The organism is Paenibacillus sp. D9, from assembly GCF_001188365.1.
GTDB lineage: Bacteria > Bacillota > Bacilli > Paenibacillales > Paenibacillaceae > Paenibacillus_O > Paenibacillus_O humicus.
In genome coordinates this window covers 4,631,429-4,657,490 of record NZ_JZEJ01000001.1, presented here as the reverse complement: position 1 = coordinate 4,657,490, position 26,062 = coordinate 4,631,429, and the positions used below count along the sequence as shown (strand labels likewise).

Genomic DNA, 26,062 nt, shown 5'->3' with positions numbered 1-26,062 from the left:
GCCGAGCAGATCTTTCATGCGGCCGCTGAACAGATGGCTCTGGACGATGCCGAACACCGTAATGCCGAGCGCCATGCCGAGCGAACGCAGGAAGTTCAGCGTCGCGCTGGCCGTCCCCCGGTCCGAGACGGGCACGGAGAAGATAGCCGCATTGCTGAGCACCGAGAACGAGGCGCCAATGCCAAGGCCGACCAGAATCATGAACAGCCTCAGCGTCCAGATGTTCGTTCCCTCGCCAATCGTCGCGAGCAGCACGAGGCCGAGCACGAGGATGGCAAGAGTCGGCATCATAAGGGTCCGGTACTTCAGCTTGGTCATGAGGAAGCCGCCCATCGTGGCCGTCACGACCGAGCCGACCATCATCGGCAGAAGCACCAGGCCGGAGTTGGTCGCTCTTCCTCCCAGCACGCCCTGCACGAAGATCGGAATGTAGACGGATGCCGTCACGAAGGCGGCGCCGCTGAAGATGCCGATCAGATTGCTGGAGAGGAATTCACGGTTGCGGAACATGCCGAACGTAATGATCGGCTCCTTGGCCCGCAGCTCGAACACGACGAACAGAAGGGTGAGTACGGCAAATCCGGCGAACAGGCCGGATATTTGAATGGACTCCCAAGCGTAGGTTTTCCCGCCGAACTCCAGGGCGAACATCAGGCAGACGACCGCTCCGACCAGCGTTGCCGCGCCTCCCCAGTCGATGACCTGCTTGGCATGCTTGGGCGATTCCTTGTAGAAGATCGCGATGAAGGCAAGCGCGATCAAGCCGAGCGGAAGATTGATGTAGAAAACCCATTCCCAATGGATATGGTCCGTAATGTAAGCTCCGAGCAGCGGCCCGAAGATGCTGGAGAGGCCGAATACGGCGCCGAACAGGCCGCCCAGCTTGCCCCTCGCGCCTGCCGGCACGGCATCGAACATGATCGTGAAGGCGATCGGCACGAGCGCTCCGCCCCCGATGCCCTGAATGGCCCGGTATATGGCCAGCTGCTCGATGGAAGTCGCGGTGCCGCAAAGCGCCGAGCCCGCCATGAACACGATGATGCCGAAAATATAGAATCTCTTGCGGCCGTACATATCGGACAGCTTGCCGAAGATCGGCATGCCCGCCATTTCCGCTACCATATACGCCGAAGTGACCCAGACGAATTTGTCCAGTCCTCCAAGCTCGCTGACGATGGTTCCCATAGCCGTCGATACGATCGTCTGGTCCATGGAAGCCATCAGAATGCCGAGCAGCAATCCGGCCACGATGAGGCCCGTGCTGCGTGAGGCTTGCGCCATGATGATCCCCTGCCCTTCCCCTGTCTGTTGCCGGCCGATCAGGCCGGACGCTTCCCCTATTATATCGAGGAGCCTTGCTGCGAAAATCAGTCCGGAGACTGATTTCAGTTGAAACTGAAACAGTCCGGACAAAGATGCTTACCGCAAAGACTTCACGGCTGGCCGATTCATCGGAATCTCCTTAGCATCTGCAACCAGACTAACAAAAACACCCTGACAACTGATTGTCAGGGTGTTTGAAACACGTGAACTAATTTCCGCCTGCGGCTTGAGCTCCGTCCGGAGCGACTTCTTTGCGCATGAAGCGGGCTTCGATTTTTTTGCAGACATACCAGGAGAGCACGATGAACAGGACGACATAGACGAGCTGGAGCGGATCCCGGTAAAAGCGGGCGATGTCATAGCCGACGAAGGAAACGGCCAGCGCCATGACCGCTTTGCCGGCGGCGACGGCGGCCAGAAAACGAAGCACGCTCATGCGGGATACGGCAGCGGCCATGTTCACCAGCACGAACGGACCGACTGGAAACAAGCTAAGGACGAACACATAGCTGAAGCCGTTGCGGCGAATCCAGTCCATGCTGGCCTTCACCTTGGGCTTCGCCGCCCAGCGGCGGGCGATGCGGTGGCCGGCCGCCGTGCGCACCAGCAGGAACGTAGCCATGCAGCCGGCCACCAGGCCGATCCACGAGTATAAAAAGCCGAGCCACAGGCCGTATACGGCGGCGTTGACGCCGACGATCAGAATCGTCGGAAGCGGCGGCACGAACGATTTCAGGAAGGTCAGCAGGATGCCTGGGAGCGGTCCGTAGGAACGGTATTCTCCGAGCAGCCGGTGCAGATTTTCTTCCGTCATATAGTCAAGCAGGTCGGATATCATAGTCGATGCCCCTTTGGCCGGCTCTAGCTGCATAAGCTGCAGCTGGCAGGATGATCCTATCCGGTATGCCCATTGTATCGGCAAGCGGCAAGGAAATAAAGTCCCGCCCGGCGCCGAGGGGAGAAGTCCGGACAAGCAAGAAAAACATGTTCCGCACGCGGGCGGCATACTTTGGTACAAAGCTGCCCGTCCGCAGGGCGGCATACTTTGAACAGAACTGCCCGTCCGCAGGGCGGCACGGCTTCAGCGGCGGGCAGACTTTTGGCAATGCCTTCGGAATTGAATCGGGAGGGTCCGCGTGTCCAGCCTCCGCTATAAAAGCTACCTTTCGATGCCTTCCGTACAGGCGTAATCAAGCGAACTCTGCCGGCTTGACCGGAGCAAGGAGAACTGCCATGAATCCGATCCTGCTGGGGTCGCTGGCGACGGCCATGTGCACGGCGGTCGGCGCGCTTCCCGCCCTTTTTATCAGCTCCATGACCCATCGCGGCAAAGACGTGCTGCTTGCATTCACGGCCGGCATCATGGTGTCCGCATCGACCTACGGCCTCATTCCAAGCGCTCTCAAGCTGTCCAATCTAGGCGTGCTGACAATTGGCATCCTGCTCGGCACATTCGTGCTTATGCTGCTGGAATTGCTCATTCCGCATACCGACACCGTCCATGGCGAGCTTCCGCAGCCGCTGCACTCGCAGAGCGGCGGATGGTTCGGCCTGGACCGCAATTCCACGCTCTTCCTCACCGCCATGGCGCTGCATAATCTGCCGGAGGGCTTATCCGTCGGCGTCAGCTACAGCAGCGGCGAAATCCAGCTGGGACCGATCGTAGCCGTCAGCATCGGCTTGCAGAATATTCCGGAAGGCTTCCTGACGGCACTGTTCCTGATTACTCAAGGTACAAAACGCGGTTACGCCGTCCTCATGGCTGTCGGAACCGGACTGCTGGAATTCATCGCTGCACTCCTTGGAGGCAGCTTTGCCGCAGCCATAGAGCCGGTCGTCCCTTACGGCCTCGCCTTCGCGGCCGGAGCCATGCTGTTCGTCGTCTACAAGGAGCTGATTCCGGAGAGCCACGGGGATGGACATGCAAGAACCGCGACCCTCTCGTTCATCGCCGGGCTGCTGACGATGATCTCTCTGACCCACGCGCTTGGATAGAAGGGAATCCGCTGAGGTTGGCGATTAGCGGGCACGGCTATATGCTGTTTGGCTATGTTTGGGACACAGGGGTGCAAGATGTTGAGGGGAGCGAGATGTTGAAGCGAACACGACGTTTTTCCAAATGCTTTCTTACGAATGAGATCCATCGCTCATTCTATCGGACATAGGATCCGTTATTCGCTCGTTTAGCTGCGATTCGGCTGATTATCGGACATACGATCCGTTATTCAGCCGTTTCGGCCTCAAAAACACAGGAAACGGGCCAAATAACGGATCTGATGTCCGATAGATCTCCTTTTTGGCCATTTTCATCCCCATAACGGATCTGATGTCCGATAGATCTCCTTTTTGGCCAGTTTCATCCCCATAACGGGTCTGATGTCCAGTCGAGCAGCCTTTGCTCCAATAAGCTTATGTCATCGTGCCTCGTGTTACTGATTAGTCCCTGATGCCGGGTTCCAATGTCAGGTGTCGGGGCTGGTGTCTGGTGTCTGGTGTCTGGTGTATGGTGTATGGTGTCTGGTGTATGGTGTATGGTGTCTGGTGTATGGTGTATGGTTTCTGGTGTCTGGTGTATGGTGTCTGGTTTGTGGTTTGTGGTTTGTGGTTTGTGGTTTGTGGTTTGTGGTTTGTGGTTTGTGTCTGGTGTCTGGTGCCTTGCTTCTTGTGTCTTGTTTCAGGTGCCTACTAGTCTGCTGTTTCGTGCCTGGCGCCGGGTATCGGATGCCGGATACCGGCTGCCTGGGCTTCCGCCAGACATGTCCATAAAAAAAGAAGAAGCAAGCGGCTTGCGCAGCTTGCTTCTTCACCTTCCTTACTTGCCGCTTGGATCCGGGACAGCGCAGCTCCCGTCCTCGCATGCGTCCCCATCGCTCGCTGCTGCAGGAACGGCGCAGGCTCCATCTCCGCAATCCCCGCCTGCGGCAGCTCCGGCTTGAACGGAATCGGCGGCAGCGGCCGCGCGCTCCGACCAAGCCTGCTCCAGCGCCTGGAGGAATACGGATGGAGGCTGGGCGCCGGATACGCCGTATTTGCGATCCAGGACATAGAAAGGAACTCCCTGGATGCCCAGCGCGGAGCCTTCCTGCTCGTCTCTCCTCGTCTCCGCCTCATATCGTCCCGAAGCGAGAACCTCTGCTGCTTCCGCCGCATCAAGCCCTGCTTCAGCTGCCAGCTCCGCCAGCGTCTGGCGGTCTTCGAGCAGCCGTCCTTGTTCGAAGTAGGCACGGAACAACCCTTCGGAAAGGGCGTTGCCCTTGCCCTGCTCCGATGCCCAGTGCATCAGGCGGTGGGCATCGAACGTATTGCCCGTCTTCATCGCGTCAAAATCGAAGGTCAAGCCGAGCTCGGCGGCCTGGCTGCCGACATTCGCATTGCTCGCCTTGGCCTGTTCCAATGGGAATCCGTATTTGCGCGACAGCAGTTCATGAATGCTGGTGCCCGGCACGTGCTTTGCATTCGGGTCCAGCTCGAAGCTGCGGTATACGACCTCGATCTTATCCCGATGCGGAAACGATTGCAGCGCCAACTCAAACCTTTTCTTGCCGATATAGCAAAACGGACATGCATAGTCGGACCAAATCTCTACCTTCATGCTGCCTTCCTCCCGTTGTTTCGAATCCGTCCACAACTAACTGTAACTAAGTAAGTTACATTATTATAGCATAGCCGGGTTTCGGCGATCAAACGAACGGTCCGAGAGCCCTTGCAGGATGTCCGCCTATGCGGTTCATGCGGATCCCTGAGACGAGAGGCGTTGCCTGCACAACGCTTCACCAAGCTTCATGCACGCCGCCCGGCAGAGCCCGGCACACGCTGCCCGACAGCGACCATGGCATGAATCCCCCGTTCTATTTCCCGTCCTGAGCGGCCGGCTGATCCGATTTCGCGCCGGCTGCTTCATGCTCCGTCTCCGCAATCATCTTCAGCATGCCCAGCTTGTTGTCCCAATAACGTTCGAAGAAGGCGAGCCAGCGCCGAAGCTCCAGCAGAGGATCGGCATTCATCCGGTACCGGGTCTCGCGCCCGACACGCCGTTCGTGAACGAGTCCCGCATCGGATAAAATATGCAGATGCTTGGATACGGCAGCCCTTGTCATGGAAAAATGAGGAGTGATGCCCTTGAGCGGAAACTCCTCCCCGGTACGAAGCAGCTGCAGCAGCTCCCGGCGAGTCGGATCGGCGATCGCCTGAAACACGTCATGCCGCTGTTCCTTCGCTCCCATATGTCAGGAAGGGAACATGCCGGCGAGCTTCTGAACCATTTTCTCCCAGCCGCCGTTCATATGGCCCCGCACCTGGCTGTGAGGCTGTCCGAATTCCGTCCTTCCTTCCTCCAGCCAGCCGGAGTGGATCAAGGTGAATTCCGTCACATCCGGCTCCAGCTCGCGCAGCTCGAACGTGATGGACCATTGTTCTCCCCAGGCGAAGCTAAGCCGGCGTGGAGGCGACAGCTCGGTTACTTTGCATTTGGAATCTCCGAAAGGGCCCGCATGCAGGATGAACTCCGCTCCATCCTCCGGTTTAAACGTATTGGGCATGAACCAGGAGGCGATGCCCTCGGAAGTAGCGGCTTTCTCCCATACGAGAGCGATGGGGGCGTTGATGATCTGGGTCTGACGGATATCGGGCAGCGAGCGGCCCGGTTGCAGGTTTTCGGTCATGAGATACAGCTCCTCTGTGCGTATGAGTATCATTTCATTATTAGGATACCATATGGTATCCTAAATCGACAATTGGATTTCCCTGTATCTTTCATCCCTTCCCTTCTAGGCGCAGGCGCGCAACTAGCCATCGCTCGTTCAAAAACCTGGACGGACATGCCCTCCCGATGCCTGCAAATCGGAAAAGGGCCAACCAAATAAACCGGTTGACCCCATCCCTTGCACTTGTCCCGAAGATGATAGCTTGCCCATACCTAGCCCTTAAGCTTGCCGTAAGCAGCGGAAGGACGCTTCCGGCTTCAGCGATAAGTCCGCTGCGTGAGCTGATCCAGACTTTTGAACGTGTACCCCTGGCCTCGCGCGGAGTCGATTATTCGTCCGAGAGCTTGCGCATTGTCCCTGGATACCGCGTGAAGCAGCAGGACGGCACCGGGATGAAGCTGGCCCATTACGTTGCTGTAGGCATATTCCGCCCCTTTTTGAGCGGAGGTATCCCAATCCTTGTAGGCGACCGACCAGAACACATTGGTATAGCCGTCCTCCTTGCTCGCCTCCAGCATGCGGTCGCTGAAAATGCCTCTCGGAGGACGCAAATAGTTCATTTCCCGGAAGCCTGTCAGGTCGGCTACCGCTTTTTTCACATCGGCCAGCTCCCGCTTGACCGCATCCGGATGCAGCGTGCTCATATCGGGATGGCTCCAGGAATGGTTGCCGATCAGATGGCCCTCGGAGGCCATCCTCTTGACGAGATCAGGCTCCGTCTTGACATAATGGCCCGTGATGAAAAAGATGGCCGGGACCTTCTTCTCCTTCAATACGTCCAGAATCTGCGCCGTAAGCTTGTCCTTCTCGTACCCGTTGTCGAAGGTCAGATACAGCTCCTTCTCGGCCGTATTGCCGAGAAAAATCGCCTTATGCTTCTCAAGCATCGGCATGAAGCCCTCCTCGGCTATCGAGGGAAGCTGGCCGTTTTTGCTTTTTTTGAAGCCGAAATGGTAGGGCTTGCTCCATCCTGCCGCCGCTTCCTGATTGTGCTCCGCGACGGCGGCATTCCGATTGGACCGCTGCTCAGGGGCAGCGGCTTCCGCTGCCTGAGCGGAAAGAACAAGCATCGCCAGCATGCAGCCGGCCGCTCCCGCCGCTTTGATTCGGGCTTTCATTCATCGTCCGCCTCCTGCCTGATTTAGTTCGCATACCGGGTTGGTATGTGCAGGAAGCGGAAAAAGTATGCGTTGCGGAATGCAGGAGCATGCCTGCGCCGCAAAACGCCGTTCAGGAAGGAACGCACCCGGAAGCATGTATCCTCTTGTGCATAACTTGAATTGTGGATAAGTGGGCAACTTTTTCAATTTCTTCATATTACAGGCTTTCGAACCTGTTCATAGTGTGCACAAATCTGTGTATAACCTTCCGTTTCAGCAAGCCTTACCTTGGGTTCGAGGAGCGCTCCAGCGAATCCAAGCTTGTGTAGACGTAATCGGAGAAAATGCCTCCGTCCTCGGTCTCGTTCGTGCTTACTTTAAAGACGAATCCTTGGCCGCCGTATTCCTTCACGATGAATTGCTTGATGTGCGCATCGCTGCTTCCTTCCAGGAAGAGCGCCGCGTCGCGGAACGGCTCTGGACGCTTCTCCTTGGGAACGTCGGCGAGATCGGCGTCTTTGAACTCTTTCCGCGCTTCTTCCCTCAGATCTTCCGTGTTGAAACCGGAAGGCAGCGGCGCAATGGAAGCTTGCAGGTTGTTTCCCTGTGCCGGATCTCCAAACGACAGCGTTCCGTTTTCGGGATCGAAATCAAGCGCGCTGAACACATACAATCCGAACCCCTTGCCCTGCATGAGGGCGGCCGGCTTCTCCGTCGGAACATTCTGCACGCTCAGCTTGAAGGTTTTCGCCTTGGCCAGCTTGGTCAGGACCAGCTGCTTCACGGAAGCGTCTCCTTCTACCGGCTGTTCCTTATAGATGAAGAAAACCTCGCTCCCTTCGTCGATGCCTTCCGTGCCGACGCCTTCCCCGAGCTGATAAGACTGGGGCTGCCCGTCCGATTGGATCTCGACCGTATGCGGATCGGCCGCTCCGTTGTAGAGGCCGTATTTCCGGTGCTCCGCCTGCTCCGGCAGCGGAGCGGCAGTTGGCGCGACCGAAGGCTCGGCGCTCGGGGCAGGAGTCGGAGACGCTGAAGCGGAGACGACCGGACTGGCCTCCGGCGCAGGACTGGCTTCGCCGCCAGCCGCGCCTTCCGAATTGCCTGCGCCGCAGCCGGCGAGCATAAGCATCAGAACCGCGCTGGACAGCGCGAACGTTTTTGATTTTCTTTTCATTGGGTTTACACCTCCGCTTCTTAAGACGAGCGGGACGATCTCTTGGTTACATTGGAATGGAAAAAGCCGGCTCCGCAGATAGGATCCGCGAAGCCGGCTTGGAGTTGGAACCGGATGAAGACTGGCCTTACATCTTGGAAGTCAGCGTGATGGAGCCGTCGCTGCTGTTGAACATGACGTTCCAGTTCAGCGTTTCAGCGATGAAACGAAGCGGAACGAGCGTGCGGCCGTTTTTGTCGATGACGACTTTGGAGGATACCTTTTTGTTCACACCGTTCAGGGAGAAGGTGTCCTTGCCGGCCCAGAAGCCGAGCTTGTCGGAGCCGGCCATGACCCAGATGCCTTTGGCCGCTTTATCGTAGCTGACCGTGGCGCCGATGCCTTCGCTGAGGAAGCGCAGCGGAATATACGTCATGCCGTTCCACATAACCGGAGTTGTATCCATTTGAGTCGTCGAGCTGTTCACCTTCAGCTGCTTGCTGTTCAGCTTCATCCAGACCGTCGTCATTTCAGGAGCTGGTGTCGGTGTCGGCGTTGGTGCCGGTGTCGGCGTTACGACCGCAGCGTCCATGAATTTGTCCGGATATTGGGTTACAATCGCATTGCCGAGCGCCTGGCCGACGCCGAAGACGAATTTGAAGCCTTCGCGGTCGGTCGCATAAGCGCCGTCGTAGTTGCCGGCGGCGTATTGGTCGAAGGCGGCTTGGATTTGACCTTCATGCTTCATCAGAGCTTCCGTAGCGGCTGCAGCCGGCAGATTGCCGTTTGTAGCCGTGCCGAGGAAGGCGCCGAAGTCTTTCGTGAAGCTTTCGATGCGGGACTTGACCGCGGCTTTGGCATTGGCGTCGCTCATCTTGACCGCATTGACATAGTCGCTTTGAGCATTGATATGATTCGTTACCCACAGCTTCTCGAAGCCGTCAGCGCCGGCAGCGCCGTACAGGGAACTGATCGCCGCTTTCCAGTCGGCCGTATTCATCGCTTCGGTGCTGATGAGGGCATCGGAATCCTTGGAGCCGTCCAGCTGCTTCTGCATTTGCAGAACCGATAGGGCTACGTGCTCCGATACGAGAGCATTCAGGCTGGAGCGCAGATCGGCGGCTTTCGTATCCGGCGTCGTGTTGTTGAATTTATCCGGCATCTGCTTCGCAATCGCCGTGGAGAGCGCCTTGCTGATGACGAACATCGTTTTGTAGCCTTCGCGGTACTTGCTGTAAGCATCCTTGTAATCGCCTGCTACATACTCGTCGAATACCATCTGGACTTGATCCTCGTGGAGGCGAAGGGCTTGAGCGGCCGCTTCTTTGGGAAGGTTGCCGGCCGTTGCCGTCGCGAGGAAGGAAGAGAATTCATCGACAAAGCTCTGCACTTGGGCTTGAGCCGCTTTTTTGGCTTCCGCGTTGTTCATCTTGACGGCTTTGGCGAATTCGTCGGTCGCCTGGTTGTGGGCGCGGAAGATGCGTTCGAACTCATCCGCTCCCGCTTTGCCGTACAGCGATTCGATCGCCGGTCCCATGTCGATTGCATTCTGATCCAGCGCTTTATAAGCGGCTGCGGCATCCTTGGAGCCTTCGTAAGCTTTTGTCATGGCGACGACTGCAAGAGCAAAGTGCTCGGAGAGCAGCTGGTCCAATCCGGCGCGAAGATCGGCTGCTGGAGTATTGACCGTCGGTTTCATCGATGCGGCATGGACTGGAGCTGCTGCGGCCATTCCGGCTGGGATGAGCAGGGTCAGGCTGAGTACGGGTGCGACCAGTTTTTTGATGTTCATGTTATTCACTCCTCGATTTTTTGGTAGATTTTAGAATGTTGTCCGTCATACTCTTCAACCTCTTTTCATGGAGTGAAACGCGCCTGATTTTGAAAAGGATCACTGTTTGGAGAAAATATTTTTTATATTATTTTTGATGGTTTTACCTGTTTTAACTAGCTGTAATCACGGTTAATTCTATGATTCTATTTATTTTAAGCCTCATTTTCATAATGTTTCCTGTTTTTCAAAATGAAGAACATCCCTTTCCAAAACCACTCTGCGATATTGGTACTAACCGCCTTTGGCGCACCTTCGCTCGGATGTTTCCCGGCTGCAAAAAAGAAAAAGGACTGAGCACAGCCGCTCGAACGGCTGGGTTCAGTCCTTTTCATCTTGTCAGTGGGCTCCGCCGCCAAGACCGATGCGGTCGACGAGGCTGCGGCTCTGCTCGTTGAGCCCTTCAAGCGCAACGCTTTTGCCGGCGGCGGCGTATTTGTCCGCGAGCTTGGCGATCGCGTTGACGGCGGAATGATCCCATACATGGGACTGACCGAAGTCGATCACGACCTCGTCCGGATCATCCGCATAATCGAACTGCTGTACGAACGCCGTCGTTGTGGCGAAGAACAGCTGGCCCGTAACGGAATAGCGCTTGCGACGACCTTCCATCGTTCCTTCGACCTTCATTCCGGAGATGCGGCGGGCGAAGATCAAGGCGCTGATGACGACACCGGCCATGACTCCATAAGACAGATTGTGCGTCATCACGACGATGATGACCGTCACGGCCATGACGATGCTGTCGCCGATCGGAATCCGCTTCAGCTCCGTCAGGGAACGCCAGTTGAACGTTCCGAAGGACACCATGAACATGACGCCCACGAGCGCGGCCATCGGAATTTCCTTGACGACGCTGCTTAGTACCATGATCAGAATAAGCAGGAAGATGCCCGCTGTGAACGTGGACAGGCGGGTCCGTCCGCCCGATTTGACGTTGATGACCGATTGGCCGATCATCGCGCAGCCTGCCATGCCTCCGAAGAAGCCGGTCACGATATTGGCGATGCCCTGGCCCTTGACCTCCCGGTTCTTGCTGCTCGCCGTGTCGGTCATGTCGTCGACGATATTCGAAGTCAGGAGCGACTCCAGCAAGCCGACCAGAGCGAGCGAGACCGAGTAGGGCAGGATGATCATCAGATTGTCCACATTCGGAACGAAATTCGGCAGGTGGAAGCTCGGCAGCGCGCTCGTGATGTTGCCGATGTCGCCGACGGTGAGGACGTCCAGCTTGAAGCCCATCGTAATCGCCGAGACGACGATGATCGCCGCGAGCGCGGACGGGAACGCCTTGGTCAGACGCGGCAGGCCGTAAATAATAGCCAGCGTCAGGGCGAGCAGCGCATACATGAGCCATCCCTGCCCCCGGAAATGCACGAGCTGCGCGGTGAAGATCAGGATGGCGAGCGCATTGACAAAGCCGTTCATGACTGAATGCGGCACGAAGCGGATCAAGTGCCCCAGCCGCATATAGCCGATCGCCATCTGGATGATGCCGCACAGGACAGTGGCCGCGAACAGATACTCCAAGCCATGGTCGCGGACCAGGTTGACCATGAGCAGCGCCATCGCGCCGGTCGCGGCCGAGATCATCGCGGGCCGACCGCCGAAGAAGGAGATGACGACGGCAATAATGAAGGAGGTGTACAAGCCGATCATCGGATGTACGCCGGCGATGATGGAGAAGGCGATCGCCTCCGGAATCAAGGCGAGGGCGACCGTGATGCCGGACAGAATGTTGGATTTGGGATCGGTGAGCCATTGGTTTTTCCAGCTTGCTGCTTTCAATTCTTTCCCAGACCTCCTGCAGGATGATTTTGGCGACTTTCCAGTCTCAGAAAAGCCGGGGTCCGATGCACTTCGTCCGTAAGCATTATACGGAAAATTCGGATCGAATTGAAGGGGTTTCGGGGTCTCGTTTATGGGCGGGAGGGCTTGAAAAACCTGACAGAGCCAGTGAGCAAAGGCGGAAGCGGCACGCGAAGAGGCTGTGGGAACGGCAGCATCCATTGCAGAAAATCAAGGAACTGCGCGGCCTCGACCAGGTCGAGGAAAGTTCGAGGGAACGGTATGGGCTCGCAACGACGGCGGTCCGGATCGAATCGCGGGCGAGCTGGAGAAATCGGAGCGGCCGGGGCGTTCCCGGGTCCTCGCTATGTTTCGGAGTAAAAACGGCAGGAGGCTTTTCGCCGAAGGCGGAAACCCCTGCCCAGGAACGGGATTTACGGCTTTTGGAGCTCGAAGGGATCACGATTTCTTGAGCTCAAAGCTTTCTTGATGCCCCCCATCCTTGTCGGTCCACTCCATTACGACCATTATCGTGTCCTTCTCGGGAGTGCAGTCATCGCACACGATGCCGGAGGACAAGGTCGGACCGGGCAGGCCGTCCGATCCACGATAGTAAAAATGACCGGGTCCATCGGTCGCGATCGAGAAGGCTTCAATCTCTTTGCGCGCATCCCCTTTGTAGCGGAAAGAATACGTCCCCAACTGCGACTTCTTGCTCTTGACCAAATCCGCTTGGTAGCTTCCTTCCCAGCTGCCGCCGCTCCCTTGGTACCGGATGGTCTGAGACTCTCCGCAGCCTGACAGCAGCACAGCAGCGGCGGCAAGAAGAAGACCGGCTTTTGCTCGGCCTGTTTTCATCGCCATCACTCTCCCTCTATTTCCCATTCTATCAAAAGGCTGGAGCAAATCCGAATCTATCGCTTCAAACGAAAAGCAGAGGATGGAAAATCCCACCCTCTGCTATCCCTGACCGAAGAAAACATCGATCTGTATCCGCCGGCTTAGATTGAATATCCCGTCGCCCGCAGCCGCTCGGAGCCTTCCTCCCCGCCCAAAATGCGGTCCAAAATCAGCTTCTCGTAATGCGCGAAGGCGCTGTCCCGCTCCCGAGGCCGCGCGAGGCGGATCTCGACATCGAGGGAGATCACGCCATCCTCGACGAGAATGACCCGGTCGGCAAGTGCGACCGCCTCGCTCACGTCATGCGTGACGAGCACGGCGGTGAAGCCCTGCTCCTCCCACAGCCGCTCGATGAGGCGCTGCATCTCGATTCGCGTCAGAGCATCGAGCGCGCCGAGCGGCTCGTCGAGCAGCAGCAGTCCCGGCTGCCTCGCGAGTGCTCGCGCCAAAGCGACGCGCTGACGCTGGCCGCCGGACAGGACGCCCGGCCATTCGTCGGCGCGGCCGCGCAGGCCGACCAGGGCGAGAGCATCCACCGCATCCTCGCGGCTGCCGCGCCTCATGCCGATGCGGACATTGTCGGCCGCCCGCTTCCACGGCAGCAGCCGCGCGTCCTGGAACAGCATGCGCGTCGACTCGCCGATGCCTGAGATGGCGCTGCCGTCCAGCGACAGGCTGCCGGAAGAAGGCTCATCCAGGCCCGCGATCAGCCGCAGGAGCGTGCTTTTGCCGCAGCCGCTCCGTCCGACGACGGCGACGAACTGTCCGGCAGGAATTTCGAGCTCGATTCCCTTCAGCACTTCCTTGCCTCCAAATTTCTTCGAGGCTCCCGAGATGACAAGCCGCTTGCCCCGGGACAGCAGCCGCCGGCTCTCATCATATTCGTCTCTGCTCCCGTATTTTTTTGAGGCAGTCTGGACGTCATTTTCTCTACGGGGATCCCGCCTGTTCCCTTGCCATCCTCCAGACTCAGGTCCTCCCTGTTGCTTGGCTTCCTCAGCTCCGGCAGCCTCTCCGCCGATCCTCGCTCTGCCCGCCTGCTTCCGTTCTCCTACGCGCACGCTCATGCCGCCTTCCCCTCCCCGGATTCCGGCGTCGAATAATTCGGGTTCCATGCGAGCAGTCTCTGCTCCAGCAGCCTGGCCGCCGTATCCGACAGCTTGCCCAGGACCGCGTACAGAAGAATCGCCAGCACGACGATATCCAGCCTCATGAACTCCCTCGCGTTCATCGCCATATAGCCGATGCCGCTGTTCGCGGAGATCGTCTCCGACACGATCAGCGTCAGCCACATGAGGCCGAGCGCATAACGCACGCCGACGAGAACCGAGGCCATGGCGCCGGGCAGAATGACCTCCCGATAAAGGGAGAAACCCCTCAGCTTATACACGCGCGCCATCTCCAGCAGGCCGGGATCGATCGAGCGGATGCCATGGAGCGTGTTCAGATAGATGGGGAAAAAGACGCCGAGCACAACGAGAAAGATTTTAGCCGTCTCCCCGATTCCGAACCACAGGATGACGAGCGGAATCAGGGCCAGATGCGGCACGTTGCGGACCATCTGCACCGAGCTGTCGAGCAGCCGGAACGCGCTCCGCGACAGGCCGCTCAGCAGTCCGAGTCCGAAGCCGATGCCGCCCCCGATCAGAAATCCGAGCAGCGCCCGCCGAGAGCTGCTCCAGATGTACTGGAACAGCTCGCCGGAGTACGCCAAGGCGATGCCTGCCTCCGCCACACGGAGCGGAGTCGGAAGCGTGTGCGACGAGATCGCGCCGTACTGGCCCAGCAGCTGCCAGAGCGCCAGCACCAGCACAGGAACGAGCCACGGGGTCAGCCGGCTTTCCGTCCATTTGCGGCCTCTCTTATCGATGGGAATTCCCCTCTTTCCTCAGGATTTGGCAGCGACAGCGTCCGGAAGAAGATCGTTGGCGACGATTTCTCCCGAAGCCTTGATCGCGGCCTTGAGCGGCTCGCTCTGCGGCTCGACCGGCAGCAGAGGGAACAGCAGCTCCGCCGTCCGGTACGCCTCTTCCAGATGCGGATAACCCGACAGGATGAACGTCTCGATGCCTAGAGCCTCGTACTCACGGATTCTCTCTGCGACTGTGGCCGCGTCTCCCACAAGAGCCGTGCCTGCGCCGCCGCGAACCAGACCGACGCCTGCCCATAGATTGGGAGAAATCTCCAAGGAGTCCCGCTGGCCGTTGTGCAGCCTGGCCATCCGCTGCTGGCCGACGGAATCGTAGCGGGCGAACACCTTCTGCGCCTCGGCGATCGTATGGTCGTCGACATGGCGGATCAGCTCCTCCGCCGCCTGCCACGCCTGCTCGTTCGTCTCGCGGACGATGACATGCAGCCGGATGCCGAACTTGACCTTGCGCCCCTTGGCCGCGGCCAGCTCCCTGACCTCGCCGAGCTTGGCCGCGACGTCGGCCGGCGGCTCGCCCCAAGTCAGATAGACGTCCACATGCTCGGCGGCTATATCCTTGGCTTCATCCGAGGAGCCTCCGAAGTAGAGAGGCGGATAAGGAGACTGCAGCGGCGGGGAAAGCAGCTGTCCGCCTTCCGCGCGAAGGGATTTGCCCTTATGGCTGACCTTCTCGCCGGAGGCGTACTTCCGCCATAGGTGCAGGAATTCGTCCGTCAGCTCATAACGTTCCTTATGGTTGAGGAACAGGCCGTCGCCCGCGAGCTCCTCCGGATCGCCGCCAGTGACGATGTTGATCAGCAGCCTGCCGCCGGAGAGGCGGTCGAACGTCGACGCCATGCGGGCAGCCGTCGCCGGCGCCATCATGCCCGGACGGATGGCTACGAGGTATTTGAGCCGGCTCGTCGCCGGGATCAGCGACGAGGCGGCTACCCAGGCATCCTCGCAGGAGCGGCCCGTCGGGAGCAGCACGCCGTTGTAGCCCAGCCGGTCGGCAGCACCGGCGATCTGCTTCATATAATCGTAGTCGACGGCGCGGGCCCCGTCGCTCGTGCCGAGATATCGGCCGTCGCCGTGCAGCGGTATGAACCAGAAAATTTGCATGATGGGTATCCTCCTTGGGCTGGGGAAAAGTGGACTAGCTGTCGAACCGGCTTAGAGGCTCGCCTCATCGGCCGTGATGCAGACAGCGGCTGCGGGATTGTCAGCTCGGCGTCACGGGCCGGGCTTGCGTCCTTGTTCTGCCCCGCTCGCGTTATTTTCCTGGAGCCGCGTCCCTCACCTTGACCGCTTCCGGAATCAGCTTCAGCTTCAGGAACGCGTCCGCGATGCGCTGCTGCTCGGCGTAGGTGTCCTCGTCCATGTCCTCGATGCCGAAGGAGCGGCGGGAGATCGCCTGCTCCAGCGAGGGCACGTCGATGCCGAGCTCCGGAGACAGCAGCTTCGCAACCTCGCTTTGATTGGCTTCCGCCCATGTGTCGGCTTCCTTGAGCTGATCAAGAACGATACGGACGGCTTGCTTGTTGTTCTGCTCGAAGCTCCTTGAAGCAAGCATGAATTCATGGTTCTGCACCAGGCCCTCTCCCGTCGTCAGAACCTTGGCCTTGGTCGCCAGCTGGGCCGCCGAAAAGAACGGCTCCCAGATGACCCAGGCGTCGACGCTGCCGCTCTCGAATGCGGCTCTGGCATCGGCCGGAGGCAGAAAGACGGTCGTGATGTCCTTATAGTCCACGCCCGCTTTCTCCAGCGCCTTGACGAGCAGGTAATGCACGTTGGACCCTTTGTTCAGGGCGACCTTCTTCCCTTTGAGATCGGCCACCGTCTTGATATCGGAATGCTCCGGCACCAGAATGCTCTCGGACTTCGGACTCGCCGGCGAATGGGCCAAGTAAACGAGCGGCGTTCCGGCCGCCTGGGCGAATATCGGAGGCGCCTCCCCGGTGTGGCCGAAGTCGATGCTGCCGACGTTCATCGCCTCCAGCAGCTGGGGGCCGCCGGGGAACTGCGTCCATTCCACCCTGTAGCCGATCGCCTCCAGCTTGCCCTCCAGGCTTCCTCTGCCCTTGAGGATGTTGGCGGTGCCGTACTTCTGATAGCCGATATGAATGACCTTATCCTTCGCCTTGCCGGAGCCCGATCCGCCTCCGGCCTGGGATGTCCCATCATTGCCGTTGCCGCAGGCCGCAGCCAGCAGAAGCACAGCGGACAATCCGATCAGCCATCCTGCCCGTTTCCACCCGATTCCAGTACGCATGCCCGCTTTCCGAATAGCCGCAGTTGGCTTCACGTTTTCCCTCTCCCTTTCGGCCAGTTCCGGCCTCTTTCTAAATTCCTCGGTCTTGCTTAATCCCCATTAAATCGGTGTGATTAATAGAAAATTAGCATCGCGCCGCATCCCTGTCAATAAATGGAGGAGAAGAGAGGAGGAATGAGGAGAAATGAGGAAGAAGGGCAACGTTTGGGAACTAACCATTGCGCTTTCCGCAACGGTCCGGTATTTTTATAAATATATAATTCCTACCCGATAAGTTGTATTTATAAATGGGAACTGTCCCTATGACTCGTTGACGGAGGAGAAGCGATGCCGAACGAACCGTTCAATCTGATGAGCCTCCAGGAGGCGATGGACCTGCTCGGCGTCAGCCGGGCGACCATCGACCGCTGGCGCAAAGACAAGCGGCTGCCGTATCTGAAAATCGGAAAAGAGGTATGGATCGACCGTATCCAGTTGGAGTTATGGGTTCGAGGAGGCATGCGGAATCCGGTCCCTGCAGAGAAAGAGAAAGTTGCGGCCGGCTCGGCGGTGTTCCCGCTTCCTTCCAAGGAAGCTTCGTCATTCCAAACGGAGATCGAGACGGAAATCACCGTCGGCTATCAGAGCGGTGCTGCCCTGCTCTGGAGCGCCTTGATCGTCAAGAACCGGGGCTGGTTCGAGCAGGAGCTGCGGCAGGCGGAGCCAAGCCGCCGGTACCGGGTCAGCTGGAAGCATGCGGACAGCGGCATGGAGCTGGTCGAGGAGCTGATCGCGGGCCGGGTGCAGATCGCCTCCGTCGGCGATTATCCCATCGCCGCGAGCATGGAGCTCGGGCGCCTGCTGCCGCGCTTCCAGCCGGCCATGCTCGCCTTCGACGGCAAATGCGCGGGCGGAACGGGCATTTCCCTGGTGGCCCGCAAAGAACAAGGAATCCGCTACGGGGATCAGCTCACCTCCTCCTCCGCCATCTCCACCGTCATCCGCTCAAGCGCATCGAGACGGCTGCAAGCCGTCCTGGACCGGGGCCGCAAGGAGGCCGTGCAGGTGCTCGGCAGCCGCAGGATGGCCGACTGCCTGGCCGCGCTGCTGGAAGGACGCGTCGGAGCCGCGATGCTGTGGGAGCCCTATCTGACCTGGGCGCAGACGCTCGGAGCCGGCATGACGGTCGCAGCCGATGATTGCGGAGGGGATTACCTGACCGGAATCATGGCGGATGAAGCGTGGGCACGCACTCATGAATCGGTGACGGTATCGTATCTGAAGGCTCATATCCGGGCTCATGAGCTGATCCGCCGGGACCCGCTGGCTGCCGCATCCATCATTCGAGACGCCAGCGGCATCCCTTTGGAAGTCATCCTCCCGGTTCTCGCCTCCATTCGCTGGGACGCCAGTGTCTACAGCCGCGACCTGCTGACTCTGTCCCGGCTGGGGGAGGACGACTCCGGACTCAAGCTCCGCAGCTCTTCCCTGTCAGCCGGCCCAGCCTTTCAAGCCTCTTATTTGCAGGAGGCCGCCGCTGCGCTCAAGCTGCCGTCCCTGCCGGATATGGCGATTCCCCATGATTGGACCGATGACCGCCTCTATTGATCGCCACATGCGGCTATGCTCTGATTTCCGCGCAGGCTGACCTATGATCTCCGCACGACGTGCTGCAGTCTTCAGAGTTCGCTGAATTCGTTAAAGGAAGTACGAACGCAGAAAAAAGAGGTCGAACCAGTAAGTTCTGGCGACCTCGAATCCGATCGCTTTGGTGATGAATTCATGAGAGATATAACCGGCTAAAGAACAGGGAATCTTGCTAGCCCGACAGACATCCAACGCAAGTGAGGATCTATGTGCTCAGTATAGAGCTGTGATACTTTCAATCAAAGTGAATAGCATTCAAGATAACATTCAATAAAATTGAAATATGAAGGGGGAGCATCGGATGGAATTGCGGCAACTGAATACCTTTTGTACGGTTGCAACAACATTGAATTTCACGCGGGCAGCAGAAGTGCTGAGCTACGTTCCTTCCAACGTCACGATGCAAATCAAAGCATTGGAAGATGAGCTGGGTGTTCGCCTCTTTGATCGGTTGGGCAAGCAGCTCGTACTCACAACTGCGGGTAAACGCTTTTTAACACACGCCCGAGGCGTTCTTGAAAAAATGGACGAAGCTCGCAGCGCTGTCCATCATAACGAAAAACTAAGCGGTACCTTAACGATAAGTGCGAATGAGGTGATTTGCGCCTACCGTCTTCCACCTGTCTTCCAACGGTTTCGTTCGCAGCATCCGGGAGTTCGTCTAATCTTTCGCTCCGTTCCGAATCAAGAGCTCAAGCAATCGCTCTTTGAGGGAACCACGGATATTGTTTATATGTTGGATGAGCCCATTCGCTCGAGTGGACTTTCCGTGGAGCCTTTGCTGGAAGAACATTTCCGATTGTTGGCTGCTCCAGATCACCCACTCGCCAAACGAACTGTGCTTCAGTTGGAAGATTTTCACGGAGAAGTATTCCTGACGAATGAAAAGGGTTGTCCTTATCGAACTATGTTTGATCGATCCTTTGAGAAAGAGGGCATTGATAGCATTACCTATTTGGAGTTTCAAAGTGCCGAAGCCATTAAACAATGCGCCATTTCAGGAATCGGTATTGCCTTTCTTCCTGAGATCGTCGCAGAATCCGAAGTTGAACGCGGAGAACTTGTTGTCCTGCCATGGCAGATTCCGGACTTGCAGGTATTTACACAGATGTTGTGGCATAAAGACAAGTGGCTTTCACCAATCATGTTATCTTTCATGGAAGCAGCCAGAGCGGTTTTTGGTTCGCCGAATGAGAACCTAGTTTTTCCGACCAAGGGCAAGAACTTAACTTCATAGCTGAAAAGGTTAAGAACATGGACCAATGTCTATTAGAATCTTACTCTGTTTCGTTCAGCTAACGGAAACGTTAGCTGAACGCATTTTGGAGCAGTTTGCCGTCGGCAGCTGCTCCATTTTTCATTAAGCTAACGGGCAGGTTAGTTGAAGATTATTCGCGGTGAACCTTACCACAAGTAACGGCAAGTTCTATGAATAATGATAGAAGAAGAGAGATTTCATTTAGTATAAGCCCTGAGAGAGAAGTACAATCACTTTGTATGGTTTACACAAAAACTAAGGGTGAAAATTTATAGAGACAGTGAAACATAACGATCCGCTGGTCGTATCGTTCGTGCAGGCAGTTCAAACGGGCGATTTGGATGCATTGCGTCGTCTTCTGATCGAGGTTCCTGGCTTGGCCTCAATGAGAGCAATTGACAACAAGGGTGGTTTTCGTACTACTTTGCACGTGGTTACAGATTGGCCTGGATACTTCCTTAACGGCCCTGTAATTGTAAAGATGCTGATTGACGCAGGAGCAGATCCTAATGCCCTAGCTACAGGTGGAAACTTTTCGGAGACCCAATTGCACTGGGCGGCCAGCAGTGACGATGTGGATGTTGCCGCTACGTTAATCAATGGCGGTGCGAACATCGAAGTGATTGGTGGCTCCATTGCTGGTAGTACGCCTTTGGACAATGCCGTGGGTTGGTATGTTGCGAGACTTTTGGTACAGCGGGGCGCGCGTGTGGACAAGCTTTGGCACGCAGCTGCTTTAGGGATGTTGTTTCGCGTTGAGGAACTGATGGGCTCCAATCCGGTACCTACTGTGGATTACATTAACGAGGCTTTCTGGCATGCTTGCAATGGAGGCCAACGTCGCGTTGCAGAATATCTCCTCTCCAAGGGAGCCGACCTAAATGGGATCCCTGGTTACTCGGATCAGACGCCACTCGATGCTGCGGGCAATCTCGACACTCGGAGAGATACGTTGGTTTCTTGGCTTAACAGCAAAGGTGCCAAGTCGTCAAAATTGGCGTAGGTTTTTGCAGAGTGGAATAAGCTTTTGGTGGAGGAGTTCTTTCGCCAGAAAGAACAGAAGCGGAAAGTCTTCTTCTAATATGAGCAAAGAGGTGGCCATCCTGAACAAGAATGGCCAACTTTCTTCAAAAAACTTGCCGTTACAGACAGCGTGGTGAACCGTATCACAAGTAACGGCAAATTTTTTATAGCGAAAAAGGGAGGAATCTTCGTGACTGACACGGCTTTTAGTCGCTCAGTCGATGTTATCTGGAGGAACGAGTCGGCCAGGATAATCGCAACTCTCACACGGATCATGCGAGATGTCGGACTTGCTGAGGATCTCGCGCAAGATTCGCTCCTTATTGCCCTGGAACGTTGGCCGCAATCAGGTATACCCGAAAACCCTGGGGCATGGCTGATGGTAACCGCAAAGCGCCTTGCTATCGATCTACTGCGTAGAAATAAATTGAGAGACCGCAAATATGAAGAGATCGGTTACGAGCTGAACACGCATGATGAGCCGGATATGGATTCTGCACTTGATGATGATTTTGGAGATGATCTTCTTCGTCTGATCTTCATGATCTGCCATCCCATTTTGTCGGTAGAGGCACGTGCGGCACTCACGCTGAGACTGATCGGGGGACTGACGACCGAGGAAATCGCAAAGGCGTACCTCATTCCGGAGCCAACGGTTGCGCAACGAATTACGCGGGCCAAGCGAACGTTCTCAGGAATGCGCGTTCCTTTCGAGGTTCCCCCAAAGGCCGAGCTCGCTTCTCGACTGTCTTCGGTTCTGGAGGTTATCTATCTCATGTTTAACGAGGGATACTCCGCCTCTTCCGGAGACAGATGGATCCGGCCCGTACTTTGCGAGGAAGCCTTGAGGCTAGGTCGAAAATTGTCTGAAATCATACAAAACGAACCCGAGGTCTTTGGGCTTGTAGCACTTATGGAATTTCAGGCGTCGAGGTTTAAAGCGCGGGTCGACCAAGCTGGAGAGCCCGTTCTGCTGATAGATCAAAACCGGGCGGTATGGGATGCTTCCCTAATAAAAAGCGGGTTGGCTGCGCTTGTTCATGCGGAGCAGCTTCGCATCGAGCGCGGTCCTTATACGCTTCAGGCGGCTATTGCTGCGTGTCACGCCCAAGCACCAACCATCCTGGAGACGGATTGGGTCCGGGTATCCAGTCTTTATGATGAACTCTCACAGATTGCGCCATCTCCTATAATAGAGTTGAATCGTGCTGTAGCTGTATCTATGGCTCATGGACCGGAAATCGGACTTCAGCTCGTCGATGGGCTACTGTCGGAGCCGTCGCTGAAAAACTATCATTTGTTACCTAGTGTTCGTGGCGATCTTCTAATGAAATTGGGGCGTTTTGACGATGCTCAATCGGAATTCACACGAGCCGCAGCACTTGCTGGCAACGTTCGTGAGCGAGCGTTTCTATTGAAACGCGCTGCAGGATGTGCTGAAGGTAGAAATAATTGAGCATGAATAACATTCAGTAAACGATCGAATATTTTTTGAAAATTTATTTGTGGGTCTGTCGATTCTGCTGCAAGTTGTTCGTTGATTAAGTAGAGGCAAAAATAATGCTTCAATACTTCATTAAAGGAGACATAGAAATGCAATTCCTGTGTTTGGGGTACTTGGATGCTGAAAAAATGGATGCCCGTCCAAAGGACGAGATTCAAGCGATCATGCAAGAATGTCCGCCTCACCTGGAGAACTTCTATAATAGCGGCCAAGTCATTGTGGATGCCGGTCTTTCCTCCGAAACAAAATGCTTGCGACGGGCGAATGGAAAGGTGAAGGTGACGGATGGTCCTTTTATCGAGACGAAGGAAATGATCGGTAGCGCTTTTCTGATAGAAGCACAGGACATGGAAGAAGCAATCCGTATAGCCTCCGTGCATCCGGCCGTCCAGGTTGGTGCGGGGGAGCAGTTTGGATGGGGGATAGAGATTCGTCCGATCCACTATTTCAAATTAAAAGACTTACCGAATGGTTAGTTCGGTAATTCGAGGAGAAGGCCATCCTTCAAAGGATGGCCTTCAAACATGCCGTTACTGACAGCACGGTGAAGCGTATCACAAGTAACGCCTTGATCATTAAGCTAACGGGAAACGTTAGTTCAAAGGCCGTTCAAACGAATAGCTTAAAAGCCTCCTGCAAGAACAAACTAGACATATATGCCCTCGTTCTTGCAAGAGGTTTTATTATGATTTTGAGTAAACTATGGCAAGCTTATGAATCTGAAAAGCGGATCCAAGGCTTCAGCCCGAATACGCTGAAGGCATACGCCTTGACAATCGTAACCCCGCTTTTGTTAAAGGCTCTCAGAAAAGGGTACGCCCGTAAAAGAGGGAACAAGATAACGGGGGTCAAAGCCTCCATGCAGCAATGAACGTAAAAAAGAAGGCCGGCAATAGTTATTGACCGACCTTGTTAGGTCATGAATATTGCCGTGAGACTCAATCCCATTAATGATTTGAGCGAAGATTAAATGGCTAGCAAAGAGAACAGAAAAATAATTTCAGCCAAGCGAATGTTTATTCGGCGAATACGTCTCCCTATTCTCACATGCATAACCAAAAAATCGCTTCCAACCGAAGTTAACCGTCCGGTTAAAACACGACCGCTTGTCGTTTCGATTCGAACTGAAGTTCCAACCAATTCCTTTGCTTGATGGCGAAAGCTCATGTACATCCCCCTTATCCCTTAAGATACAATACCTTATGATCATTTTTCCGAGAGGGAAGGGCTTAAGCGGACTGGGTTTCATGTTTGTTAACGAAACCCGGCAGTCACAATGTTGCGACTGCCGGGTTTCATTATGTTGATATAAAGGATCATCAAGCGACCGTTCTCTATTTTTTTCGTGACATTCTTAAACTCGTACCAGAAATTCAAGTGAACAAGAACTTCTTCCACTAGCGGTAGCCCTTCATCCTGATATGCGTTCGGTGCGAATAGTTCGTCCTGCAAGTACACAAATAGCTTCCCTGCTTTATGGGATAAAGAAAAAGGACATAAGTATCCTTGTATAAGGGTACTTATGTCCTTCCCTATCATAGACAGATCTATGAGAGTGTTAGGGATACTCGCAGAGTTCTATGTTACAAATATTTCCAAAAATAAGTGAAAATAGTTTTCGAGTTTATTAGTCTGATCCATTAAAAGAAGCAGCGGCAGATCAAGACCTGAAAAATTAGATTGCCGCAGTTGTCATTCAACTACCGTTCTCCGCCAGGAGTTGAACAAACCACCGTACCTCTACGATTTGACGTTAGTGTATCAGTGATGAGCAAGAATGTTGATAAGTTTACCAAACGGGTCTCGGACATAAAATCGTCTAACGCCCCAAGGCTCATCGACTGGCCCATATTCGATCGGAAATCCAGCTCTCTTCATGCCTTCTAATGCAGCATCGATATCATCGACTTCAATCGATAGATCAGGAGTAGGTGTTTCTGAGCCGCCCTGTGAGGCAAAACTAATTTGAATGCTCATCTCCTCGTTTAAACCATAAGTTCTAATCCAACCATGATCCATCATTAATTCAAGGCCGAGTACATCCCGGTAGAAGCATTTAGCTGCTGTGATATCCTTCGCATTTGTATTGGCAACGATTCGTTTAACCTTCATTTCGTTTCTACCTCCAGAACATAAGCAGATTGTCATTCAGTATCGAATAGATTCGACATGTAACAGTTCATTCTTCTTTAATATTCACTCCCTCCGCTATTCTTCCTCGTTGGGCTTGAAGAGGCATCGCCAGTCTGACAGTATATTTTCTCGGTCTACAACTTTCCCAACTACTTTTCTTTGGACAGCTCCAACAACGTATCGGTCATCGACCAGACGACGCAGCGGACCGCCCCCGTGCTCGTCATCGTGATTCAAGCAAGAAATGCCCCCTCGTCTGCTTGACGAGGGGGCATTTCTTGTTTATTGGAACGGACGGTTGGTGAAGTAAAGCGTCTGCGGGCCCGCCGAGCCGCCGGTCAGGCTGAGACGGGATGGAACCGTCTTCCCTTTGCGCCCGACATTGAACTCGGAGAGCTGCCACGCCATCGTGTAGTTCAGGAAGCCGGAATTCAGCAGCTTGCCGCCCCAGCCGATCGTATAATGGCCCGATCCTCCGGACGGGTTCAGATAGACGCCTACGGTGCGGCGCTCGTCGCTGTCGTTCTCGATCTCGACCGACATGTCGTAGATGACTCCGTAGTTGCCGGGGTTCAGGACGGCGGCGCCGCTCGTGGCGTCCACGCCTTGCTCGTACTCTCCCGGCATAAAGTCGGCCCATTGGCCGGTAGGCGACGAATCGACCCGAAGCAGGGAGTTGCCGGCAGAGGTTTTGTAGACCAGCGTGCCGGTACGGTCGTAATGCGGGAAGGTGCCGCGGATATGCCGGTCGGGCGGCAGCACAGGCTCGGCGAGCGGATCGGCCGGCCGCATCGCATAGCCCAGCGTAGTGACGGTCACCGGCGCGGCGCCGCCGGAAGCGGATTCCGCGCGCAGCTGCAGGATGCCGCTGAGCGTATGCGTCGCGGGCACCTCGGCGGTCCGCCAGTAGGTTTCCCCCGGCTTCAGCACGGCCGCCGGCCGCTTCGAGCCGCGATCCTTGAGAAAGGCGGCGAGGGCGATCTGGCCGGCTACGTCCGGGTAGTAGTCCACTCCCGCTCCCGAGCCTTCCTCGTAAAGCTTGACCGTGTAGCCCGACGTATTGGTCACCGCGGCGCCGATCTGCAGCGGCGCTCCCGTATTGTTGAGATGATGGTAGAAGACGCGGAAGGAGCCTGTCACCCGATCCCGGTAATAGGCGCCCGGGGCGGTCGGCATTTCCGGAGAATCGCTGAGGATGAGCTGGCCGCCCGTTGGAGTCAGCACCGGCTTCTCCATGGCCTGGGCCGGCTTGAGCGATTCTATCGGGACGGTAACGAACGGCTGGTCTTTCGCCATCGCCTGCAGGCCGGCTCCCGATTCGGGAACGGCGGGCGGCGAAGCGGATACTGTCCCCCCCAGCAGCAGACTGGCGGCAACGAGGCTGTACGCAAGCTTTTGACCATGTGATCTCATGAACAATTCCTCCTGTTCGATCATGGGTTTTCTAGCCTGGCTTCCTTCAGCGGCGGATCGGAAGGGATTTCCCCTTCGACCCTATTGTCCAATATCCCGTATCGTCCATGCTGCTCTTTCCTT

Annotated in this window: 23 protein-coding genes; 7 read left to right on the top strand and 16 right to left on the bottom strand. The window is 56.2% G+C overall.

What is annotated here, in order from left to right:
- Nucleotides 1-1,281: MDR family MFS transporter (locus tag VE23_RS20875; RefSeq protein ID WP_232317013.1), on the bottom strand; the 1,281-nt coding region annotated here is incomplete at its 3' end.
- Nucleotides 1,282-1,531: 250 nt separating this feature from the next.
- Complete coding sequence (locus VE23_RS20870; RefSeq protein WP_049868992.1) at nucleotides 1,532-2,161, bottom strand: TVP38/TMEM64 family protein; 630 nt, start codon at nucleotides 2,159-2,161, stop codon at nucleotides 1,532-1,534.
- Between the two features lie 395 nt (nucleotides 2,162-2,556).
- Here VE23_RS20870 and VE23_RS20865 point away from each other — a divergent pair, with 395 nt between their 5' ends.
- Nucleotides 2,557-3,318, top strand: a complete 762-nt coding sequence (locus VE23_RS20865; RefSeq protein WP_048746242.1) for a ZIP family metal transporter — start codon at nucleotides 2,557-2,559, stop codon at nucleotides 3,316-3,318.
- Nucleotides 3,319-4,135: 817 nt separating this feature from the next.
- On the opposite strand, the gene VE23_RS20860 is transcribed toward VE23_RS20865, so the two are convergent.
- The 12 genes from VE23_RS20860 to VE23_RS20800 all read right to left on the bottom strand — a co-directional run bounded on the left by VE23_RS20860 (nucleotide 4,136) and on the right by VE23_RS20800 (nucleotide 16,982).
- Nucleotides 4,136-4,915, bottom strand: a complete 780-nt coding sequence (locus tag VE23_RS20860; RefSeq protein ID WP_049868991.1) for a DsbA family oxidoreductase — start codon at nucleotides 4,913-4,915, stop codon at nucleotides 4,136-4,138.
- 256 nt (nucleotides 4,916-5,171) lie between these two features.
- Nucleotides 5,172-5,546: an ArsR/SmtB family transcription factor gene (locus VE23_RS20855; protein WP_021880532.1), complete on the bottom strand. Its 375-nt coding sequence runs from the start codon at nucleotides 5,544-5,546 to the stop codon at nucleotides 5,172-5,174.
- Between the two features lie 3 nt (nucleotides 5,547-5,549).
- Nucleotides 5,550-5,984 (bottom strand): SRPBCC family protein, encoded by a 435-nt coding sequence (locus tag VE23_RS20850; RefSeq protein WP_048746237.1) that lies wholly within the window; start codon nucleotides 5,982-5,984, stop codon nucleotides 5,550-5,552.
- 299 nt (nucleotides 5,985-6,283) lie between these two features.
- On the bottom strand, nucleotides 6,284-7,144 hold the full coding sequence (gene pdaA, locus VE23_RS20845) for a delta-lactam-biosynthetic de-N-acetylase (protein WP_021880534.1): 861 nt from the start codon (nucleotides 7,142-7,144) through the stop codon (nucleotides 6,284-6,286).
- Between the two features lie 265 nt (nucleotides 7,145-7,409).
- Nucleotides 7,410-8,303 carry a hypothetical protein gene (locus VE23_RS20840; protein WP_021880535.1) on the bottom strand — a complete coding sequence of 298 codons (894 nt, stop codon included), beginning with the start codon at nucleotides 8,301-8,303 and terminating at the stop codon, nucleotides 7,410-7,412.
- Nucleotides 8,304-8,430: 127 nt separating this feature from the next.
- Nucleotides 8,431-10,074: a copper amine oxidase N-terminal domain-containing protein gene (locus VE23_RS20835; RefSeq protein ID WP_048746235.1), complete on the bottom strand. Its 1,644-nt coding sequence runs from the start codon at nucleotides 10,072-10,074 to the stop codon at nucleotides 8,431-8,433.
- Nucleotides 10,075-10,452: 378 nt separating this feature from the next.
- On the bottom strand, nucleotides 10,453-11,901 hold the full coding sequence (locus tag VE23_RS20830; RefSeq protein ID WP_021880537.1) for a SulP family inorganic anion transporter: 1,449 nt from the start codon (nucleotides 11,899-11,901) through the stop codon (nucleotides 10,453-10,455).
- Nucleotides 11,902-12,360: 459 nt separating this feature from the next.
- Entirely contained in the window at nucleotides 12,361-12,759 is a 399-nt protein-coding gene (locus tag VE23_RS20820; RefSeq protein ID WP_048746232.1) for a hypothetical protein, read from the bottom strand.
- A 143-nt stretch (nucleotides 12,760-12,902) separates the two neighbouring features.
- A complete protein-coding gene (locus VE23_RS20815) occupies nucleotides 12,903-13,664 on the bottom strand; it encodes an ATP-binding cassette domain-containing protein (RefSeq protein WP_442950549.1) in 762 nt (253 codons plus the stop codon).
- 200 nt (nucleotides 13,665-13,864) lie between these two features.
- Nucleotides 13,865-14,614 (bottom strand): ABC transporter permease subunit, encoded by a 750-nt coding sequence (locus VE23_RS20810; protein WP_232317012.1) that lies wholly within the window; start codon nucleotides 14,612-14,614, stop codon nucleotides 13,865-13,867.
- 75 nt (nucleotides 14,615-14,689) lie between these two features.
- A complete protein-coding gene (gene ssuD, locus VE23_RS20805; RefSeq protein WP_049868988.1) occupies nucleotides 14,690-15,832 on the bottom strand; it encodes an FMNH2-dependent alkanesulfonate monooxygenase in 1,143 nt (380 codons plus the stop codon).
- A gap of 151 nt (nucleotides 15,833-15,983) precedes the next feature.
- Nucleotides 15,984-16,982 (bottom strand): sulfonate ABC transporter substrate-binding protein, encoded by a 999-nt coding sequence (locus tag VE23_RS20800; protein WP_049868987.1) that lies wholly within the window; start codon nucleotides 16,980-16,982, stop codon nucleotides 15,984-15,986.
- Nucleotides 16,983-17,309: 327 nt separating this feature from the next.
- Between VE23_RS20800 and VE23_RS20795 the strand changes: the two genes are divergently transcribed.
- From VE23_RS20795 to VE23_RS27485, 6 genes are all read left to right on the top strand, one after another.
- Nucleotides 17,310-18,569, top strand: a complete 1,260-nt coding sequence (locus VE23_RS20795) for a helix-turn-helix domain-containing protein (protein ID WP_049868986.1) — start codon at nucleotides 17,310-17,312, stop codon at nucleotides 18,567-18,569.
- A gap of 340 nt (nucleotides 18,570-18,909) precedes the next feature.
- Nucleotides 18,910-19,845 carry a LysR family transcriptional regulator gene (locus tag VE23_RS20790; protein ID WP_049868985.1) on the top strand — a complete coding sequence of 312 codons (936 nt, stop codon included), beginning with the start codon at nucleotides 18,910-18,912 and terminating at the stop codon, nucleotides 19,843-19,845.
- A 301-nt stretch (nucleotides 19,846-20,146) separates the two neighbouring features.
- Nucleotides 20,147-20,869: an ankyrin repeat domain-containing protein gene (locus VE23_RS20785; RefSeq protein WP_232317010.1), complete on the top strand. Its 723-nt coding sequence runs from the start codon at nucleotides 20,147-20,149 to the stop codon at nucleotides 20,867-20,869.
- 210 nt (nucleotides 20,870-21,079) lie between these two features.
- Complete coding sequence (locus tag VE23_RS20780) at nucleotides 21,080-22,345, top strand: RNA polymerase sigma factor (protein ID WP_049868983.1); 1,266 nt, start codon at nucleotides 21,080-21,082, stop codon at nucleotides 22,343-22,345.
- A 104-nt stretch (nucleotides 22,346-22,449) separates the two neighbouring features.
- The gene (locus tag VE23_RS20775; RefSeq protein WP_232313333.1) at nucleotides 22,450-22,869 is read left to right on the top strand and encodes a YciI family protein; all 420 of its coding nucleotides are present in this window, start codon (nucleotides 22,450-22,452) and stop codon (nucleotides 22,867-22,869) included.
- 35 nt (nucleotides 22,870-22,904) lie between these two features.
- The gene (locus VE23_RS27485; protein WP_049868981.1) at nucleotides 22,905-23,264 is read left to right on the top strand and encodes a hypothetical protein; all 360 of its coding nucleotides are present in this window, start codon (nucleotides 22,905-22,907) and stop codon (nucleotides 23,262-23,264) included.
- An 890-nt stretch (nucleotides 23,265-24,154) separates the two neighbouring features.
- On the opposite strand, the gene VE23_RS20760 is transcribed toward VE23_RS27485, so the two are convergent.
- Entirely contained in the window at nucleotides 24,155-24,505 is a 351-nt protein-coding gene (locus VE23_RS20760) for a VOC family protein (RefSeq protein WP_049868979.1), read from the bottom strand.
- 303 nt (nucleotides 24,506-24,808) lie between these two features.
- Nucleotides 24,809-25,939 (bottom strand): hypothetical protein, encoded by a 1,131-nt coding sequence (locus VE23_RS20755; RefSeq protein ID WP_157054013.1) that lies wholly within the window; start codon nucleotides 25,937-25,939, stop codon nucleotides 24,809-24,811.
- Nucleotides 25,940-26,062: the final 123 nt, after the last annotated feature.

What these genes read in the sequence shown, in the direction of transcription:
- VE23_RS20840 (WP_021880535.1), bottom strand. Translation starts at nt 8,303, where the DNA reads ATGAAAAGAAAATCAAAAACGTTCGCGCTGTCCAGCGCGGTTCTGATG.
- VE23_RS20800 (WP_049868987.1), bottom strand. Translation starts at nt 16,982, where the DNA reads ATGCGTACTGGAATCGGGTGGAAACGGGCAGGATGGCTGATCGGATTG.
- VE23_RS20860 (WP_049868991.1), bottom strand. Translation starts at nt 4,915, where the DNA reads ATGAAGGTAGAGATTTGGTCCGACTATGCATGTCCGTTTTGCTATATC.
- VE23_RS20755 (WP_157054013.1), bottom strand. Translation starts at nt 25,939, where the DNA reads ATGAGATCACATGGTCAAAAGCTTGCGTACAGCCTCGTTGCCGCCAGT.
- VE23_RS20795 (WP_049868986.1), top strand. Translation starts at nt 17,310, where the DNA reads ATGCCGAACGAACCGTTCAATCTGATGAGCCTCCAGGAGGCGATGGAC.
- VE23_RS20870 (WP_049868992.1), bottom strand. Translation starts at nt 2,161, where the DNA reads ATGATATCCGACCTGCTTGACTATATGACGGAAGAAAATCTGCACCGG.
- VE23_RS20820 (WP_048746232.1), bottom strand. Translation starts at nt 12,759, where the DNA reads ATGAAAACAGGCCGAGCAAAAGCCGGTCTTCTTCTTGCCGCCGCTGCT.
- pdaA (WP_021880534.1), bottom strand. Translation starts at nt 7,144, where the DNA reads ATGAAAGCCCGAATCAAAGCGGCGGGAGCGGCCGGCTGCATGCTGGCG.
- VE23_RS20865 (WP_048746242.1), top strand. Translation starts at nt 2,557, where the DNA reads ATGAATCCGATCCTGCTGGGGTCGCTGGCGACGGCCATGTGCACGGCG.
- VE23_RS20850 (WP_048746237.1), bottom strand. Translation starts at nt 5,984, where the DNA reads ATGACCGAAAACCTGCAACCGGGCCGCTCGCTGCCCGATATCCGTCAG.
- ssuD (WP_049868988.1), bottom strand. Translation starts at nt 15,832, where the DNA reads ATGCAAATTTTCTGGTTCATACCGCTGCACGGCGACGGCCGATATCTC.
- VE23_RS20760 (WP_049868979.1), bottom strand. Translation starts at nt 24,505, where the DNA reads ATGAAGGTTAAACGAATCGTTGCCAATACAAATGCGAAGGATATCACA.
- VE23_RS20835 (WP_048746235.1), bottom strand. Translation starts at nt 10,074, where the DNA reads ATGAACATCAAAAAACTGGTCGCACCCGTACTCAGCCTGACCCTGCTC.
- VE23_RS20855 (WP_021880532.1), bottom strand. Translation starts at nt 5,546, where the DNA reads ATGGGAGCGAAGGAACAGCGGCATGACGTGTTTCAGGCGATCGCCGAT.
- VE23_RS20790 (WP_049868985.1), top strand. Translation starts at nt 18,910, where the DNA reads ATGGAATTGCGGCAACTGAATACCTTTTGTACGGTTGCAACAACATTG.
- VE23_RS27485 (WP_049868981.1), top strand. Translation starts at nt 22,905, where the DNA reads ATGGCCTTCAAACATGCCGTTACTGACAGCACGGTGAAGCGTATCACA.
- VE23_RS20775 (WP_232313333.1), top strand. Translation starts at nt 22,450, where the DNA reads ATGCTTCAATACTTCATTAAAGGAGACATAGAAATGCAATTCCTGTGT.